Origin of the sequence: Sporosarcina sp. OR05, assembly GCF_041414805.1 — a bacterium.
Taxonomy (GTDB): Bacteria; Bacillota; Bacilli; order Bacillales_A; family Planococcaceae; genus Sporosarcina; species Sporosarcina saromensis.
Map to the genome: position 1 here is coordinate 20,162 of NZ_JANKJL010000018.1, position 16,373 is coordinate 36,534.

A 16,373-nucleotide genomic window follows, 5' to 3' on the forward strand; every position below is an offset into this window, starting at 1 on the left:
TTTTTTCGGATTGTGTGGAAATTGACTTCCCCCTACGGTCCCTGTGACTTTTGTTTTTCTGATTTAAGAGGGGGGTATAATTTCAATTACTACTTCATCAATGCTCTTCCATTCGGTTATCTCACTGTCTTCTTTGCAGATAACAGCTACATCTTTTCCAGATGGTTTTCCTAAAGGGAAGAAGATACTATGGACAATAAACTTTTCTCTTGTTTCTTTGTCGATAGCAATTAGCTTGAGAGTTTTATCAAACATGTTCCAACCTCATTCCATATAAGTTTCAAACCACTTACCAATGTATCCTTGCCATTCATCAATCCTGTACTTCCTGTCTTCATCTTGTTCTAGCCGACTTAAACATTCTTCTTTACTTACGTTACAGAAGATTAGTTCTGCACCCATGTCATTAGCCAAGCGTTCACGCTTATACTTATCTGCATATCCACCAATTATCCAAGCAGTTTGCCACTTCCCGTACCTCGTGCGTATGTTGTCCAGGAGAAGGTTATGGATGGCGATTACATTGTTGTATAGATTGTCTGGCTTGTCGTAACTCGGCAGCATCGTCACTGCAGAGTAAAGAGCGTCCATGTCTATGACAATGTCCCCTCGTCTTAATTGTTCTTTGACGAATGTTGTTTTCCCACTCATTGGTGGACCATACACAAGATAAACTTCTTTAGTATGTTGGTAGCCAAAACGTCTGTGTTCTTTGTTATGACAATCAAAACAAACCAATTCTACTTTATCCGGATTTAAACTAATATTGTGATCATGTACATTTTCCGGAGTTAGCTCGATTGTATGGTGCCCAATAATATCTCTTGATCGAGGAATAACTTCTTTGCAACGCTCACACTTATTCCCTCTTTCGTTTATCAACACCAATCGAAACGTAATCCACTCATCCGAAGCGTAGAAAGATTTAATGACGGCGTGCTTTGCCATTATTCTTTTTCTTTCCCTTTCTCATCTTCATCAGTTGATTTATCTGCATCTTGCTCCGGCACATTTACTTCGACAAGGTCTACGCTATAAGGAAGGACAACAACTTTCATGCCGGACTTTCCTTCTTCTTTTCTCATAAGTTCCGACAGTAATTCAAATTGCTTTTTGTCTAACGGAGCGTTTGCCTTAACAATCACAACACCTTCTTGTTCGCTAATGACTTCAGCTTGATTGTCGGTCTTTTTCTTAGCCATAAAACAACACCATCCTTATTTGATTAATTACCATGCCTTAGCTTCAACAGCCTTGATGTCTGCTTTCAGCTTTTTCATGCGCAATCGATGAGACTCTTTTATTTCTTCGGGTGGTAGAGTTCTCAATAATTCCTCATACTGCTTAATCTTCGTTGAGATTGCTCTTGATGCAACTGCTTGTGATGTTAATGCTTTAGCCTGTTTATCCCATGCATATTGAATGTCGTACTCAATTTCTTCTGATGACGATTTGTCATCGGAATAGCTTTTTTCCTTTTTAATTTCCTTTGTAATGTCTTCCTGATCACGAACATACATGATTTTCTGTGCACGAATGAAATTTGTAAACATGACAAGTATCTCTTCGTAAAGAATATCCAGCGTATTCATTCCCGTCCTAGTCGCTTCATAAATTTCTTTTAATTCATCGTCATCAGGCAACCATTTACTGAACAGACCATGTTTTTCAGCATTCTTGTTATTCAATGGTGCTCCACCCTTATTCCCAACTGCATTTTTATTACGGAAAGGTGCACCTCTACGTTTAGGTTGAGTATCAGGAATGTCATCCCATCTATCAACACTCTTCCATTTCCGTACCAATCCAGCACTAATGTTCAGTGCCTCAGCAATGTCTTTGAGCATCATCGTTCTACCGCTCTCAAGCCACATTTTTAGCGCTTTGGCTCTGTTGGGACTCCTTTGTCTAGCCACCTTCTAAACGGCACCTCCTAGCTAATTGAGTTGTTTTCACACGCCCTAAATTTACAAGACAGGAGATTTCTTTTTTCCTGTTGATAAAAATACTAATTTTTAATGAAAACGCAAAATATCGACCTGACATTTTAAGGTCGAGAAACTTCAATATTTAACTAATTAATGTCATTAGGGTGAACCATAACCTATATTCTGTTGCACTGACTTTTTCTGTCTTTCCCTTGACATCTTTGAGTTTTTACCAATTCAATAACATGACTGCGAAAGTACACTGCATTTTGATGCAGTCATAGGGGAAATTCACTAATAATTCAGTTGTAAAATAGCTGCATCCATCATGTCCTGCGTTATGCCAATGTAACGTAAAGTGATTGTAGGATCACTATGGCCGAATGCTTCCATAAGTAACGCGAGATTGAGATGATTTTGCCTATACAAGAAGTAACCCCAAGTTTTTCTCATTGTGTGAGTACCGATTTCTTGTAATCCAAATTGTTGTGCTGCATCGTTTAACATGCGATAAGCAGTACTTCTGTCAATAGGCTGCTTGCTCAGTTTACTCTTCATCTTTATCTGTCTGCTCGGGAAGAGGTAGTCATCGTCCTTCATATTTTTGATGTACCTATCCAAGTCTTCTTTAATTGAGGGATGAATAACAAAGTTTTTCCTATTCTTGTTTTTCTTCTCGACTATGTCTATCCGAGTTTTTCCTCTAACCATCCATACTTTTAAAGACAACAAGTCACTGACACGAAGTCCGCTGTAAATACCGATGCAGAAGAATAAATAATTACGAAGACTACGCAACTTCAAATATTGCTTTATGGCTTCAATATCATTCGGATCGCGGATTGGCTGAACGAAGTTCAATCGCATTCACCTCGAATCAATATAATATTTCTATGTAGCCTCGCATGTGTGTACGTGCGGCCCTACATACAAACATCAATTAATTTCCTTACTAAAATACTTCGAGAGGATAGCTAGTATAAGTAAGGAGAAAACTCTTACTCATAATTCCCCCGATCCATTCGTCGCAAGACTAGCGCGATCGAACTCAAGATACCTCCTCTCGTTAAGCAAGTATCCTTCAACGTTCTTAGAATGATTAATCGAGTACATCTTGATAAAGGAAAGATGCTTCTCCTTCGAATTCCTTCGATATTAAAAGCATAACGGTAAAAAAAAATGAATTAGTCCCCATAATCATCGGCTTTTTATCCCCCTTTTTGTCGGAGTTTTTTCCAAATAAAAAACAGCACTCAAATGATGCCAAGCGCTGTCGCTAAATATTTAATTGCTTGTTGCTTCACTTCATAATATTTGTCTTTCTTCATCCCCAGGTCCATATAGACGCTAATGTCTTTGTTTCTTTCATCAGACAAGTATTTCATCTCGATAATTCTTCTTTCATCCCCGTCGAGACTGTGGTTCAATGCCCTTTCCATCTGTTGAACCTTTAAACGATTTTCTGGACTGACCTTTCTGAAGACTGGATATAAGTCTACAACTCCATGTTCGCTTCGCTCTTCAATGTTTTCTAGTTGAACTTTCAACGCTCTATAGAGACGCAATTCTTTTATAACCACCGACCTTACTGCCTTTTCATCAATTTCCTCAAACATTTGTAATTGTTCACTCATCACAGATATCCCCTTTCAACAAAAAAGGACATCACGCAAGCAACCGCTTGAATGACGCCCTCAGTTTTTCTGATAAGCAGTATTAAAATTTCAATGACTCTTCTACCATTCCGTTGCAAGGTTTTCCACCTTGCCAATTAATGACCTGTTTCCCGTAGCCTGCTGGAGGACTTGGAATAGGTGTTAACTTTCCATCTTTCACAATATACGTTGCGTTCTTTCTCAAATCGATCTTCGCTGTATTTTCTTGCAACAGAATCCCTCCTATGTGATATAATTGATTTGTCTTGACGGGAGGAATCCTGTCTTTTTTTATTTGTAACTTCTTTTTTTGCCATGCTCTTTGAGATATCTTCTTGTCCCTTCGACAACTCTTTTTGCTCTTTCATCTGCTTTTAGAATCGGCGTACTAAGTGCTTCCTCTCTTGACCATCCCAGTCTGATGCGAGCTTTTACCGTGTCCATGTAGTTCTTATCCAAACCATTCTTTTTAGCTAGCTCTATTTCTTCTGCTGTCCATTTACCGTTTTTCTTTATCGCTTTGCCGACAGGAGTTGTTGCTGCTTTTTTAGCTGTCCAACCTTGTCTATTAATTCGCTGGTTAAAGATTTTTTTTACAATGCCGTTAGCGGATGCGATATCTTGCCACTCATCCCACAACGGATCTACTTTTCTGCGAATGATTAATGGTTGAGTGATTGCTCTTTGAATATCCCAACCGTATCTATACACACGCTGAGTAACATTTTTAGCGCTAATTCCATTCTGTTCAGCTGTTTCGTAATCTTTTGGTGTGACGTAATACAATTAGATCACTCCCTCAATGTGAAAATTGTTAAACCTTATCGTCGTACTGTTTAATGATTTAATTTCTTTGGAAGCTCCGCATTGATCCACCCGTCAAAACCTTCCAATACAACTACCGATGGACCAGACCCCAAAAACTTAAACTCATCGCATTCGCATACTGTTTGAACGCCATCGTACTCAACTTTGTCGCCTTTTTGTAGCATTGTAAGTCTCCTTTCTTAATCAACATTTTTTGTTATATCGTCTAACTACGCATTACGAGCATTTTCAATAAGTGGTATAAATTCGCCATGATAATCCATCTCTACAAAATCATCTCCATAATCTTTGAATGGATTTTCTGCGCCTGTTAGTTCTGTTAAAAATGCAAATTCATCATAGCTAATTGCTACACGATTGTAGTGACGACCACATACCGATGCACTTGTTATTTCTGCATTTTGGTAGATCGTTTCAATGTTCACTTTTACAACTCCTTTATGTCACCTTATTTGTCTACTGCTTAACGCGATCACCGCACATTCATCTCTCGTCTGTCCCTCTGCCTTTCAAGCTCTACTTCCAGTTGTTCATCCGAAAATCTTTCAAAAGCAGACGGTGAGTAACCTGTAATGAGAACAAGCTCCGCGATGTATGACTCTCTTTCTTCTGTGGTCATCAGTATCCACCGTCCTGTCGTTCTTGGTTGATTTGGTTCTTGGCGTAGTAGGCTTGTTCGATTTGTTCCCAAGTGAAGCCGAGCAAACAACCTAATTCTAAGAACCATTGGAATACATATGGATAATATTCCAAAGCGACACTTCGTTCATCATTGCCCATCATTCCTATTTCAGCGAATAATTTATTGAAAACAAATATCATATTGCGATTTGGGTATGCTCCAAACTTAACTATGGATTCAAACGCCGTAACATTGAGTGCATCCACTTCCAACCCGATTGACAAAATGAAATGCAGGCAATCAACGTATTCTTCGAGAAGAGGATTAGTTATGATGTAAGGTGGAATGGTTTTCCCGGAACCTCTTGCGTAATTTCTTTGTGCTGTCCTCGGCTCCCGATCCTCACTCCAAAACTTAAATCCACGCCATTCATTCGCCAGTTCACCAAGCTCCACTTGCAAGGCGAGAATCTTCAATGGCAACAAGTCTTGTCCTTCAAGCCCCTTCTCCTTCACGATCCGTTCATCCAGTTTGCGTTGTGTTTCGAATAGTTTAGCGAGATTCATTGTTTTCCCTCCACAATCTTATTCCGTAGGCACGACAGATACACGATGTTGTCAATCGATTCCTCAATAGCATGGTCGATCCATTCTACTGTTTAACGCATACATCGACAAACGCTTCCAGTCGGATATTTTCCTGCCTCAGTCTGCGTATTTCTTTTTGCTGGTACTGCGCCAAATCAATTAGTTCCTGATTCGCCATTTCGAGCCATTCGTATTTTTCGTTTGGGCAGGAGTCGAGCGTATGGCCATATTTAACGACGCCTTTTGCCGTTTGCTTGTCAATTTGCTGACCGATGCGTTCGAGCAATGCGTCTTTGATTGTGTATAATTTCGTGCGTGTCATTCCGTCACCTCTTCTTTTGCTACATTATTTATTGTGTTGCCGGTCTCACTCTCCCAACTAACTACTTTCAATGGTCCGTCAAACTCATGCATAATCTCTATTTTCCCTTGAGTGTCTTCATAGAAATTGTCATAACCATCAAGCGTGAAGTGAATCCGTTTTATGAACTTCGAAGGTGTATGCCCATTAGTAATCCTTAGCCAATGGAAACCGGAACTTAGTTGACAATGAATTAATTCCCTACCTTCATCAAAAAGCGCATCGAATGACAATTGACTCATCGTGCTACACTCCTTGCGATTGGAATCCCATTTCTCTTGTACTCAATGACAGGTTTCCTGGATGGTTTTCTTTTTTCGAGCTTCCACCCCTCTGATTGTAAAAGTGAAATCTCTTGTATGCTCAAATGACCGTGAATGACGCGCCTTTGCTTCCCGAAATATTGGTACATAGAAACGACTCGTCCTTTCTTCTTTGACATATCAGATTCCTCCCTTATGAGAAGAGGGGGAAAGCCCCCTCTGTTTTTATGCCACGATTGTCACTTTCTTCGAATCAACTAGATCGGCAAGTTGCTTTTCGAAGTAGTCTTTAATATTGTGCATGGCGTTCAGTTCCCACGCTCCACCGTCTGCTTCGAACAATCCCACTTGCCCACCTTCACGTAAACGAAGGATGAAATCCGATTCAGGCTGAGTTACTTCAACAAATGTTCTAAATGGTTTTAGTGAAACTGGGTTTGGAACATTTTCGAATCCGACCGTTGCTACACCTTGCTTCGCCGTGACGCGTTGCGTGAAGCCGTCATCTTGTTGTGTCACCGAGTTTTCCTCGACGATCGAACCAATTACCTGGAGTACTTTTTCCTTGCTTGGACTACCCACAAAGCAGGCTTGCAACATGACGTTAAATGCTTCACGAGACATGAACTGTTCAAATCGAATATTTGGAAGTAACGCTTTTGCTTTGATATAAGTCCGTCGGTCATTAACATCGTTTAGGGCATCGAAGACATTAACTTTTGTCGGTGACTCGACATGAATCATTACTGGACGCTCATGGTCAAAGTTGGAACGAATGTAATCAACCAGCCCTGAAAGACTCTGAATTTCAATTGTGTTGACGTCGTGCTCAACATTTAAACGATGCAGACTCCGAGTTGAATATGTGTTGCCCAACGCTTCCACAGTTTCCGGTCTTTTTAAATCCAACAAATACTGAATAAATTCTTTTAACATTTTTCCTCTACCTCTTCCTGTTTTTATTTAAAGTTAACGACTTTGCCGTCGGTAGCTTTCGGTTTTTCTTCTTCGGCCATTCGTCCTTTGTCGTCCAAGACCTCGCCATTGTCATCCACGTACATTTGACCAGGGATGCCACTTTTCAGTTCGGCGCCTGTCACACGTCCGTTTTTATCCATGTCAATTAGCAAGTCTGCTCCAATTGGTTGTGGAGGTGCAATGCTGGATTTCGCTTCAACTGACACATTTGCAAGATTGCGTTTGTCGTTTGGCTTTAATGTGACAACGAGGGTAACCTTACGTGCTTTTTTCGAATCGGTGTTAGGATCTGCAATGTTCTCCAACACCTTTTGTAACTCGATGTTAAATTTTTCGGCAACTGCTCCGCTTGCAAAGTTGTTTAAATCAATGATCATACTCATTTCTTCACCTCATCGTTTTATTTTTAGTGCGCTGCTGCTCTTTTAACAGCGAGCAGATATTTCAAAGATTCATAGTTTAATTGTTCGATTGGCACATGCTTTTCATTCGTGCGAACACCCATCTTCCTGAGTTCGGAAAGCAAAAAAATCTTTCTGTCTTTCATGTCAATACCTCCTCTCCGCATGGTAACTGTGAAGCTCTTTCAATTGATCGTCCGTCAAGCTGTCGTAATATGAAGGTGGATAGCTTGTAAGCTGATTAATGGCTGCAATCAATTCCGCTCGCTCTTTTTCTGTCACACGCTCACCCCAATCGGTAGAGCACATGCTCTCCTGCTTTTGCATTGCCAATGAATGTGGGAAACTCGACAACGTTTTTTCGATAGTCATACAGGTTGATTTCTTGCCCCGAGTCTGCAAAATGCATTTGAGGAATCATCAACCTTTCTGCACGAACAACCTTTCCAGTAGGCTTTCCGAAACGATTACAATGCATCTGATACGCTTCCAGTGAGCTTTCCGCAAAATAAAATGAATACCATTCTTTTTGTGGCATCTGAATTACAAACAGCTTGACCTTCCCGATTCCTAACATGTTTTTTTCGATGAGGTTGGAAACTGCGTTCTCATCATAGTCGACAGCATCTAGCTTCAAACTGTCATCGCTCAGTTGTACAAGTTGCTGACTAATTGCCCAATAAACACGATGAGCAAGTCCAGAGAGATCCGTTTCAATCGCGTAATCGAAAACCTCTTTGACCGTAGCCATCTCAGCCTATTCCTTGCTTTGTCCAATCAATATTGTAGAGCTTTCCGGTATCTTTGATATAAGCAGCCATCGCCGTTCCTGTTGGTCCGTTCCGATGCTTTGCTATTATTATTTCGAGCACATCACGGTTCTCAGAATCCTTATAGTAATAATCATCCCGATACAAGAAAGCGATGACATCGGCGTCTTGTTCTATGTTTCCAGAATCCCTCAAATCACTCATGATTGGTCGTTTGTCATCTCGTTTTTCTACGCTACGAGAAAGTTGAGACAAAACTACGACTGGACAACCAAATTCTTTCGCCATGCCTTTTAAGTCATAACTGATTTGTCCTATCCTCTGCGTTTGATCTTCTCGAGGATTATCCGGACGAATCAACTGTAGATAATCGATATAAATAACTGGTCTTTTGTCTGGATTCGCTTTTATAATTTGGCGAGCTCGTGCTTTAATCTGAGCTACCGTCAATCCGCTACGATCATCAATTTGAATGTCAGCTTTCCCTAGATATCCAATGGAGCGACTCCAGTTGTTTTTTTGCGTTTCATCAAAATGTTTATATGGATCGCGCATACGCAAACGGTTATAACCACCTGCGACAGCAATCATTCTGGTGATCATTGACCCTCTATTCATTTCCAAGGAGAAAATAATCGGTAAATGTCCACGCCAACCTGCATGTAAAGCTAGATGATTAAGCATATCCGTCTTGCCCATCGATGGCCGCGCTCCGATGATAGTCATTTCGCCATCCTGAAAACCATCAAGCAATTTATCTAAATCTGTAAGTCCTGTAGTAGTTCCCTTAGATATTTCTTGTGGGTGAAAAGGAAGCTCGAAGATTTTCACTAGATCATTCTTTATTGATGCATCTTCCTGTGGTGTATTTTCAGCCTCCAAATTATCAAAAGCTTTCTGTATTTCCCCTATGCTCCAATTTTCCGACTGTGCCTGTTGCAAGAGATTCGCCTTTTCTTTCTCTTTCCAGTTCTCAATCATGATTTCTCTGTATTCGTCAAACCGTGCAGGGTTGGAGAAGTTGTTTAGATCGGCAAGGTAGTTTGCGCCACCAAGTTCAGCAGGCTCTTTCATCGTCATGAGGGTGATGTAATCTACTGGCTTACTCTTTCTAGCAAGTTCACGCATTGATGAAAATATGTTTTTGTGAATGTGTGTCGAAAAGAACGTTTCTTGAATACCGCTATCCAGAATCAGGTAGTTTTCTTTCAACATTGTTCCTAAAATACTTTTCTCAGCAAGTTCGAAGCTCATTTATTCTTCCCCTTTCCCGAAGTCCAGTACTGGTGGTGTGTATGATGTTTGTATTGGTTTAACCGGTTTGGCGACAGGCGCCTCGTTAAGATAGTTTTCAAAGTTCTTTGGGTTGAACAAAGTAGATGGTCGCAAATATGCATCCCATTTCGGATCATTCAGCCATTGCTTAACTTTTGTATCAATCACTGTTTTAAAGTGTTCTACCGTGTGCCCTTCTCTCAATCGGCCATTAATAAAATCTTTGGTTGCTTTCGTAGTTGGTTTGAAGGCTTTTCCTGTTTGCTGGTTTAGATAATTAATAATTTCAGAAGCAACGTCGAGAGTCATCTCGACATTATCTTTTTTATTACTCTTAACCTCTTTGGTTATTGCTGGTGTCATTTTGACACAATGTGATTGTTTCGTTTTGCCCTCTTCCATCGTGTCATTTTGAGCCGATGCATAGTCCTTTTCTTCACCTGGTGTCAATGTCTTTTGGAAGTTCTCAGAACGTAACTTTTCAGTGTTAATGCGATACCATTTTGTTCTGTCCATTTTTATTCTGTTATGGGCTGACGTCGAAATGACGTAACCATCGTCTTCTAATTCTTTCATTGCTCTTTTAACAGTACTCACAGACCAAAATGGAAACTCTTCAGCTTGCCAATCTTCGAATGATTTGTAAAACCATCTATGTCCGTCTCTTATATTTTTTGAGATTAACAATCTGTAATAGAGTTGCTGCAAGATTATTGCTTTGTTGAGCCCTACCTTTACTGCCAAAGTAGGCAAGACTTGTAATGGGGACTCACTGATTAGTAGATTCATCATTCAACCTCCTACGGTGCTGGTATAACTCGTGTGCTGCCAGTGTCCCTGTGAACAATCAACCATTTATCCGACATCTTCTTGCTGATGAGCCAATTCATAGGATTCAAACTGAACGACTTAATGTACTTGCACTCAGCAACAGAAGGTTTACGCCCTCTTTTCAATCGATTCACCTCCCCATCCAGCGACAAAACGAAGTGCGTCTTGTAATTGATGCTGTTTAACATCACGATAGGATTCAACTTCATAGCGCTCACGAAGCTCCGTGTAGATCGCCCTGAACAATGTTGGACGAGCACCCTTTTCTTTGCGTGACAGCTGGTAAACTCGTTCAGTTACTGCCATGCGTAGTCTTTTCTGTTCGCCTGAGTGCAACGTTAAAACATTTTTAAATTGCTCTTCCAAAGCTATCAACCTACTTTCTAAGTGATAGTATTCCTTGTTGGACAAGGATGGCGTCTGATTGACTCCATCCTCTACTCCTTGTCTCATCTGAGTGATCGCGTAGTATTCTTCGATGAGCATGCGATACGCTTCCCAAGCTTTATCCGTATTGAGCGATTTTGCATGCAACCAAGCACCAAGCTCAGTCCAGAGGTATAAAACAGAGACGAATTTAAGGGTTCCGTCATTTTGACGTGAAGCTTTGAATTGATTCAAATCCTCACCAGATAAAGAATAATAATGCTTTCCAATCTCATAGCGCTCTTTGTTTCGTTGAAAGTTCCGCGTGATGATCTTTCCGTTCGTTTCAAATGCTTCAGCCAATTGGTTGGTCGTTAGGACACGCCTGTTTGCGTGCTCGATGACTTGAAGCTGTTGCATGGTGATTCCTCCCTCTTGATTTATCTCTTAGAATTTGAGATAATCAATGTAGAATGTTTGTTCTTTTTGTTCTATCTGCTCATTCGCATGCCAGTGCGAGTGGGCTTTTTGTTTGATTGACTTGGATACTTTTGACCGGACCCTTCACTGACTGTAACCATTCCTTCGGCAAGTGATCATTAATTAGTTGGATATCCTCTGATTTCAAAATTGCAAAGAAATGAACTCCTTCAATTTCTGTAAAGATTTTAAATGGATATCTTTCACGACCTAGACGCTTTTGGACGTCGAATGTCGAGAATCGGCTTAGGAAAAAATTGGGATTACATTGGTGCTCAACCTTTCCTGATCTAGAGTCAATCGTAGTTGAGTGAACAGTGTGGCCCATATCATCCAACACCGATGCGATCTGTTGAGATAGGTTAATCAATTCTTCCAAATGATTCGCTTGAACTTCTTCATATACTCTTTTCATCTTCATCCCTCCATCAAATTAATCGTATTAAGCCTGCGACTATTTGCGTTAACATGTCCGATAACATATGCAAGTCCACTCCGTTGATAAGGAGTACTCCAACTTCCAGTGGCGCCGTATTTGATGTACGCATGGCTGTCTTAACTTGGATCACTTGCAGCCATCTAATAAAGTCCTCCGTTGCCAATGTCATTTCGTTGCGTTCAATTTTTGAGATGGTACTTCTTGATATATTGACCAATGGGGACATGTCCTCTTGTGTAAGGCCAGCGCTCTTTCGTGAAGCGCGTAAGAGTTGTCCGATGTTCACACTCAATCCCCCTCTCAATGTTCAAATCCTGAACATGTTCAGACATTGAACAGTATTTTTTTGTGAACCTGGTAAAATTGTTAGTAGAAGATAGATAATAACCTCGATAGATTCCCCGCTATGAAACCTTTCTTACTAAACTAGATTTCACTCGAAGTCGGTCATTTACGACTTTCAATTCCCCTCCTAGCTTTGCCAGCAGTCCAATCCGAAACTTTTCAACAGCATCAGAAGGACTGTTGGTAATTGCCCGCATTTCTGCGTTCATACGACAAACTAATTTATGTTTCTCCTCAAGTATTTGCTTGATGTCCAACAAACTCACCTCCCTTTAAGAAGTGTGTACTAACTTTTCAATAGCGTCTGTCCACGCATTTTTTTACCATTCATCCATTATTTCTTGAATTACTTTTAGTGATGGTTCATAAAACCAATATCGTTTACCTTTTCCTTTACGTCGTTCAAGTTGGCGCATGCGTGGGTCGCATAATATTTCTTCTTCAAGGAAAGTACGTCCCATGCATAAACGCTTCGACATTTCTGTTGCATCCCAAACCAAAAGTGTGTCACGTAGTGCCTTGTCGATTTTTTCGGAAACTTGCCTTTCGATTTCGCTTCGATCTACTTCAACAACGATATTTGCAATCGACACATGTTAACCTCCCTTCTGTTGTGTTTTTATCCTATCTATGAATGTGATACCATTTTCATAGAAAGGTGGTGAAAAATAATGAAACTACAATTCAGTGATGTAAAAGAAATAAGTGTCGTTCATGATCCTGGTGCTGTTAATTCTTTAATTAAAAAAGGCTGGGTGCTACTTACGATTGAGAGTTCATCTAGTGAGGGTGAGCAATACCCTCTCTATATCCTCGGTTGGTGTCATGATGTAACTCAAGATGTGTATGAAAAGCAACAAGCTGTACTTAACGTCTAAGCACGTTTCACTAAAAAGATTGTGTGCTTGTTTTGGTGGGAGCAGATTTTATATAGCTCCCATCCCTCTTTTAGCAATTCGTTTACTCTTCTGGCAGTAGAAGCTTCTGCAACTTCAACAATTTTTCTGTTTCTATGCAAGACCCCTCACCTCCCTCCAATGTCTCTCTCACACCCACCAAACTAGATTCAAGTCACGGCACTTTAACACTGTTTATCGCTCGTCTAATCGAGTCATGGCGCAGGTGGCTAATCGAATGCAGTTTGCTGGGTGTGAGGGTATTTATTAAATTGCATTTTCTGCAACATCTTCCTCAAAAAAATATTCAACATTCTTTCCAAAGTGTGTTGCGATTGCGTGAATCTCTTCAGCAGTGAAAGACTGTGCTCCAGATTCCTTTCTATGGTACGGATACAAGCTACTTAAACCAATGATCTCAGCCATATCTCCTTGTGATAACCTGTGCTGATTACGCAATCTTTTAACTCGGTTCAAATTAATTTGCTTCATTCTTCAAGCTCCTTTCTTGCACTTATTGCAATTTCTTAAACTTAGTATACATTGCACTTTTTGCAATGTCAACTATTTATTTGCGTTTTTTGCAACTTTTAATTGCAATTTATACAAAAGTGATATATTGGAAGTAATAGTGATGCGGAGGTCTTATTAGTGAACGAAAACACTTTAGGGAAAAGAATGAAGTCACTTAGAGAAAAAGATGACTTAAAACAAAATCATGTGGCTAATAAGTTAGGTGTTAGTCCATATCAATTATCCCGTTACGAAAGTGGGAAGACTAAACCGGACCCAGATATGATTGCCAGCATAGCGAGTTTCTACAATGTGACAACAGATTACCTCCTAGGCAGGTCGGACAATCCTAGAATGAATGCAGAACAAGAATTTCAAGACTTCGCCAACAATCCTAAGCTGAACCACTTTTTTAAAGATATAGAAGCAGGTGCTGAACAAGAGCAAGAAGAGTTGCGACAGATTTGGGAAATCATCAAAAAAAGAAGAAAATCTAAGGAGGAATGAAAATGGGTTTTATTAGTTCAATGAGGGGTAATGCATCTACGGTTGACATCAATGGTGTAGAAAAAGACTTGGAAAAAATTCTTGCAGAAAACGAAAAAGTTGAAGCAGCATTCAAGATTTTCCGTGATATGATCGTTTTCACAGACAAGCGATTGATACTTGTTGATAAGCAAGGAATGACTGGCAAGAAAGTTGAATATCACTCTTATCCTTACAAGAGTATTGCTCATTTCAGCATTGAGACAGCCGGGACATTTGATCTTGATGCAGAACTCAAAATTTGGATTTCAAGCTCTACAACTCCGACGATTAGCAAGCAATTTAAAAAAGATGATAGCATTTACGACATACAAAAAATATTAGCAACCGTTTGCCAGTAACTAACTTGTTCTTTTGCCCTCTTAGGGCTTTTCTTTTAACCGAATAACCGAACACATGTTTTCGAACAACAAGGGGGACATCTTATGGTATGCCGACAACTAAATTTCACCCAAAATCAAATGGAAAAATATGTACATGATTTGTTAGAGGACATCGATATTAAACATCCTATCCAACTAAACAAATTTGATATCTCCGATAGATTAGGAGTGTATCTCCATTTGTACGAGGGGCGTAGCAGGGGGTTTGAAGATGAAAAGGAGAAATACATATTTTTGAACAAAAATTTAACAAGGCCTGAACGTTTTCAAGATTTTGCGCATGAATTAGGACACATTCTGCTTCACGCAGGTGATCAGCGTAAAATGCATCCTTTGTTGATTCAACTGCAAGAAGGACAAGCGAACAGCTTTATGTATGAGTTGTGTGTTCCGACATTTATGTTAGAAAATTTACATCTGCCAATGGACAAACAGTTGGCAATTCAACATCTAACTTGTGCTTTTAATGTTACTTCCAACTTCGCTGCCAAGAGATTGAATCGCTACTATCAAAGAATTTTTACTGAATGGATTGCACATGGAGGATTTTGATTTATTAAAGGAGGTGATGCTCATTCCTTACAGCGTCTGTCCACGCAAAAGAAAGGAATAATAAAAGATGACAATGAAAACGAAACCACAAAAGCATTACTTAAAGAAAGAACCAGAAGTGTTTCACTATACGAATGCATCTGGCGAGAAGCTTTGGGGCTATAGGCATCGCTACTATGATGCACTAGGCAAGCGCCGCGAGAAAAGCAAGCAAGGGCTGGCATCTGAAAAAATCGCTTTGAGAAAGTTGTTTGAGGTTAAATCTGATATTGTTAACGGCAATGTCAAGATTGTAGACCATTCGAACTTGACGGTTAATGAATGGTTTGAGCAATGGTACAAGGAGAACAATCGGAATTGGGCAGTATCAACTTCGAGACTGCGGAAGATAATTATTAAAAATAATATTGGTCCATTGATTGGAAAATATAAGTTATCGAAGTTGGATCGTTCCACTTATATTGAAAAATTCATAAATCCTATGTTAGATCAATACGCTAAATCGACAGTAGAGTTTTATCATGCGATCTTCCGCATTGGTATTAATGCAGCTGTCGAAAATGAAATCATTGGTCGAAATCGATTTAAGCGTATTCCGATTGCCGATAAGGAAGATGAAGATGTATTAGATAACTATCTCACTGCAGAAGATTTAAAGACATTCTTGGCACACGCTAAGGACGTCTTAGAGCTTACCGATTACACAGCAATCTTTTTACTCGCTTACACAGGGATGAGAAAAGGAGAAGCGCAAGGGCTTCAATGGAAAGATATCGATTTTGTGAATAAAACGATACGGATTGAACGTACTCGCGATGATTTCGGCACTCGCAAGCCGAAAACCAAAAACAGTCGTCGTGATATACACATTAGCGATATTTTAGTGGAACAACTTAAAAAATATCGAAACTGGTGCGTAGAGCAAATGTTTCTGCATAAGCGAAGTCTTTCTGCTGAAGATTATGTGTTTATTAACAATAGCACGGAACCAATAAAGGTTAGCCGTCTTTATACAGCATTGAAAACAATCTATAAAGAATTGAAAGTTAAAACAATAACACTACACGGTTTGCGGCATACTCATGCTACAATACTGTTAATGAGTGAAAATAGATTGCCAGTCATTGCCATTGCACAACGTTTAGGCAACACGCCTGAAATGATCAACAAAGTATATGGGCATGTTGTCGATGAAGTAAAAATCGAAGCTGTAGAAGTTTTTGAGCGCGCCTTAAATCTGTGAATCACATCTAAAAACAGAAGTTTGGGGGAGGTTTTGGGGGAAGGTTCTCTAAAACCTCCGACAAACCCTTGATATGACTGACTTTCTGATTTTCATAAAGATTACTTATTA

The 16,373-nt window shown here is 39.9% G+C and carries 34 protein-coding genes; 5 read left to right on the top strand and 29 right to left on the bottom strand.

Features of this window, described 5'->3' with window-relative positions; all coding sequences use genetic code 11:
- Positions 1 to 63: 63 nt before the first annotated feature.
- The 28 genes from NRI27_RS17075 to NRI27_RS17210 form a co-directional block, all read right to left on the bottom strand.
- Positions 64 to 255: a hypothetical protein gene (locus NRI27_RS17075; RefSeq protein ID WP_371391780.1), complete on the bottom strand. Its 192-nt coding sequence runs from the start codon at positions 253 to 255 to the stop codon at positions 64 to 66.
- 9 nt (positions 256 to 264) lie between these two features.
- A complete protein-coding gene (locus NRI27_RS17080; protein WP_371391781.1) occupies positions 265 to 948 on the bottom strand; it encodes an HNH endonuclease in 684 nt (227 codons plus the stop codon).
- Entirely contained in the window at positions 948 to 1,202 is a 255-nt protein-coding gene (locus tag NRI27_RS17085) for a hypothetical protein (protein WP_371391782.1), read from the bottom strand. The genes NRI27_RS17080 and NRI27_RS17085 overlap by 1 nt, the downstream gene beginning before the upstream one ends.
- A 27-nt stretch (positions 1,203 to 1,229) precedes the next feature.
- The gene (gene terS / locus NRI27_RS17090) at positions 1,230 to 1,916 is read right to left on the bottom strand and encodes a phage terminase small subunit (RefSeq protein ID WP_371391783.1); all 687 of its coding nucleotides are present in this window, start codon (positions 1,914 to 1,916) and stop codon (positions 1,230 to 1,232) included.
- Positions 1,917 to 2,222: 306 nt separating this feature from the next.
- A complete protein-coding gene (locus NRI27_RS17095) occupies positions 2,223 to 2,789 on the bottom strand; it encodes a tyrosine-type recombinase/integrase (protein WP_371391784.1) in 567 nt (188 codons plus the stop codon).
- 392 nt (positions 2,790 to 3,181) lie between these two features.
- Positions 3,182 to 3,562, bottom strand: a complete 381-nt coding sequence (locus NRI27_RS17100; protein ID WP_371391785.1) for an ArpU family phage packaging/lysis transcriptional regulator — start codon at positions 3,560 to 3,562, stop codon at positions 3,182 to 3,184.
- Between the two features lie 82 nt (positions 3,563 to 3,644).
- Positions 3,645 to 3,815 (bottom strand): DUF3954 domain-containing protein, encoded by a 171-nt coding sequence (locus NRI27_RS17105; RefSeq protein ID WP_371391786.1) that lies wholly within the window; start codon positions 3,813 to 3,815, stop codon positions 3,645 to 3,647.
- Positions 3,816 to 3,874: 59 nt separating this feature from the next.
- Positions 3,875 to 4,369 (bottom strand): hypothetical protein, encoded by a 495-nt coding sequence (locus tag NRI27_RS17110; RefSeq protein WP_371391787.1) that lies wholly within the window; start codon positions 4,367 to 4,369, stop codon positions 3,875 to 3,877.
- A gap of 50 nt (positions 4,370 to 4,419) precedes the next feature.
- The gene (locus NRI27_RS17115) at positions 4,420 to 4,575 is read right to left on the bottom strand and encodes a hypothetical protein (RefSeq protein WP_371391788.1); all 156 of its coding nucleotides are present in this window, start codon (positions 4,573 to 4,575) and stop codon (positions 4,420 to 4,422) included.
- A gap of 45 nt (positions 4,576 to 4,620) precedes the next feature.
- Entirely contained in the window at positions 4,621 to 4,836 is a 216-nt protein-coding gene (locus tag NRI27_RS17120; RefSeq protein WP_371391789.1) for a hypothetical protein, read from the bottom strand.
- Between the two features lie 47 nt (positions 4,837 to 4,883).
- Entirely contained in the window at positions 4,884 to 5,030 is a 147-nt protein-coding gene (locus NRI27_RS17125) for a hypothetical protein (protein ID WP_371391790.1), read from the bottom strand.
- Positions 5,030 to 5,599, bottom strand: a complete 570-nt coding sequence (locus tag NRI27_RS17130) for a dUTP diphosphatase (RefSeq protein ID WP_371391791.1) — start codon at positions 5,597 to 5,599, stop codon at positions 5,030 to 5,032. Before NRI27_RS17130 ends, NRI27_RS17125 begins: the two co-directional genes overlap by 1 nt.
- A gap of 85 nt (positions 5,600 to 5,684) precedes the next feature.
- Positions 5,685 to 5,942 (bottom strand): hypothetical protein, encoded by a 258-nt coding sequence (locus tag NRI27_RS17135; RefSeq protein ID WP_371391792.1) that lies wholly within the window; start codon positions 5,940 to 5,942, stop codon positions 5,685 to 5,687.
- Complete coding sequence (locus tag NRI27_RS17140; protein ID WP_371391793.1) at positions 5,939 to 6,223, bottom strand: hypothetical protein; 285 nt, start codon at positions 6,221 to 6,223, stop codon at positions 5,939 to 5,941. The genes NRI27_RS17135 and NRI27_RS17140 overlap by 4 nt, the downstream gene beginning before the upstream one ends.
- On the bottom strand, positions 6,220 to 6,423 hold the full coding sequence (locus tag NRI27_RS17145; RefSeq protein WP_317942122.1) for a hypothetical protein: 204 nt from the start codon (positions 6,421 to 6,423) through the stop codon (positions 6,220 to 6,222). Before NRI27_RS17145 ends, NRI27_RS17140 begins: the two co-directional genes overlap by 4 nt.
- Before the next feature lie 46 nt (positions 6,424 to 6,469).
- Positions 6,470 to 7,180, bottom strand: a complete 711-nt coding sequence (locus tag NRI27_RS17150; protein WP_371391794.1) for a hypothetical protein — start codon at positions 7,178 to 7,180, stop codon at positions 6,470 to 6,472.
- A 23-nt stretch (positions 7,181 to 7,203) separates the two neighbouring features.
- Positions 7,204 to 7,605, bottom strand: a complete 402-nt coding sequence (locus NRI27_RS17155) for a replication terminator protein (protein ID WP_371391795.1) — start codon at positions 7,603 to 7,605, stop codon at positions 7,204 to 7,206.
- A gap of 23 nt (positions 7,606 to 7,628) precedes the next feature.
- On the bottom strand, positions 7,629 to 7,769 hold the full coding sequence (locus NRI27_RS17160) for a hypothetical protein (RefSeq protein WP_371391796.1): 141 nt from the start codon (positions 7,767 to 7,769) through the stop codon (positions 7,629 to 7,631).
- Position 7,770: 1 nt separating this feature from the next.
- Positions 7,771 to 7,905, bottom strand: coding sequence for a hypothetical protein (locus NRI27_RS17165; RefSeq protein ID WP_371391797.1), 135 nt, complete (start codon positions 7,903 to 7,905; stop codon positions 7,771 to 7,773).
- A 4-nt stretch (positions 7,906 to 7,909) separates the two neighbouring features.
- Complete coding sequence (locus NRI27_RS17170; protein WP_371391798.1) at positions 7,910 to 8,374, bottom strand: hypothetical protein; 465 nt, start codon at positions 8,372 to 8,374, stop codon at positions 7,910 to 7,912.
- Between the two features lies 1 nt (position 8,375).
- On the bottom strand, positions 8,376 to 9,647 hold the full coding sequence (locus NRI27_RS17175; RefSeq protein WP_371391799.1) for a replicative DNA helicase: 1,272 nt from the start codon (positions 9,645 to 9,647) through the stop codon (positions 8,376 to 8,378).
- On the bottom strand, positions 9,648 to 10,457 hold the full coding sequence (locus NRI27_RS17180; RefSeq protein WP_371391801.1) for a conserved phage C-terminal domain-containing protein: 810 nt from the start codon (positions 10,455 to 10,457) through the stop codon (positions 9,648 to 9,650).
- 11 nt (positions 10,458 to 10,468) lie between these two features.
- On the bottom strand, positions 10,469 to 10,708 hold the full coding sequence (locus NRI27_RS17185; protein WP_371391802.1) for a DUF6906 family protein: 240 nt from the start codon (positions 10,706 to 10,708) through the stop codon (positions 10,469 to 10,471).
- Complete coding sequence (locus NRI27_RS17190) at positions 10,608 to 11,285, bottom strand: ORF6N domain-containing protein (RefSeq protein ID WP_371391803.1); 678 nt, start codon at positions 11,283 to 11,285, stop codon at positions 10,608 to 10,610. The genes NRI27_RS17185 and NRI27_RS17190 overlap by 101 nt, the downstream gene beginning before the upstream one ends.
- Before the next feature lie 79 nt (positions 11,286 to 11,364).
- A complete protein-coding gene (locus NRI27_RS17195) occupies positions 11,365 to 11,760 on the bottom strand; it encodes a hypothetical protein (protein WP_371391804.1) in 396 nt (131 codons plus the stop codon).
- Positions 11,761 to 11,773: 13 nt separating this feature from the next.
- The gene (locus NRI27_RS17200) at positions 11,774 to 12,070 is read right to left on the bottom strand and encodes a helix-turn-helix domain-containing protein (RefSeq protein ID WP_371391805.1); all 297 of its coding nucleotides are present in this window, start codon (positions 12,068 to 12,070) and stop codon (positions 11,774 to 11,776) included.
- A 118-nt stretch (positions 12,071 to 12,188) separates the two neighbouring features.
- Complete coding sequence (locus NRI27_RS17205) at positions 12,189 to 12,386, bottom strand: hypothetical protein (protein ID WP_371391806.1); 198 nt, start codon at positions 12,384 to 12,386, stop codon at positions 12,189 to 12,191.
- A 63-nt stretch (positions 12,387 to 12,449) separates the two neighbouring features.
- Positions 12,450 to 12,722: a hypothetical protein gene (locus NRI27_RS17210; protein WP_371391807.1), complete on the bottom strand. Its 273-nt coding sequence runs from the start codon at positions 12,720 to 12,722 to the stop codon at positions 12,450 to 12,452.
- Between the two features lie 78 nt (positions 12,723 to 12,800).
- Between NRI27_RS17210 and NRI27_RS17215 the strand changes: the two genes are divergently transcribed.
- Positions 12,801 to 13,007 (top strand): hypothetical protein, encoded by a 207-nt coding sequence (locus tag NRI27_RS17215; RefSeq protein ID WP_371391808.1) that lies wholly within the window; start codon positions 12,801 to 12,803, stop codon positions 13,005 to 13,007.
- Positions 13,008 to 13,292: 285 nt separating this feature from the next.
- Here NRI27_RS17215 and NRI27_RS17220 read toward each other — a convergent pair whose 3' ends face one another.
- Positions 13,293 to 13,517, bottom strand: coding sequence for a helix-turn-helix transcriptional regulator (locus NRI27_RS17220; RefSeq protein ID WP_371391809.1), 225 nt, complete (start codon positions 13,515 to 13,517; stop codon positions 13,293 to 13,295).
- Positions 13,518 to 13,676: 159 nt separating this feature from the next.
- Between NRI27_RS17220 and NRI27_RS17225 the strand changes: the two genes are divergently transcribed.
- The 4 genes from NRI27_RS17225 (at position 13,677) to NRI27_RS17240 (ending at position 16,262) form a co-directional block, all read left to right on the top strand.
- Entirely contained in the window at positions 13,677 to 14,045 is a 369-nt protein-coding gene (locus NRI27_RS17225) for a helix-turn-helix domain-containing protein (protein WP_371391810.1), read from the top strand.
- Between the two features lie 2 nt (positions 14,046 to 14,047).
- Entirely contained in the window at positions 14,048 to 14,425 is a 378-nt protein-coding gene (locus tag NRI27_RS17230) for a PH domain-containing protein (protein ID WP_371391811.1), read from the top strand.
- A gap of 84 nt (positions 14,426 to 14,509) precedes the next feature.
- Positions 14,510 to 15,019: an ImmA/IrrE family metallo-endopeptidase gene (locus NRI27_RS17235; protein WP_371391812.1), complete on the top strand. Its 510-nt coding sequence runs from the start codon at positions 14,510 to 14,512 to the stop codon at positions 15,017 to 15,019.
- Positions 15,020 to 15,086: 67 nt separating this feature from the next.
- Positions 15,087 to 16,262: a tyrosine-type recombinase/integrase gene (locus NRI27_RS17240; protein ID WP_371391813.1), complete on the top strand. Its 1,176-nt coding sequence runs from the start codon at positions 15,087 to 15,089 to the stop codon at positions 16,260 to 16,262.
- The last annotated feature ends 111 nt before the right edge of the window (positions 16,263 to 16,373 follow it).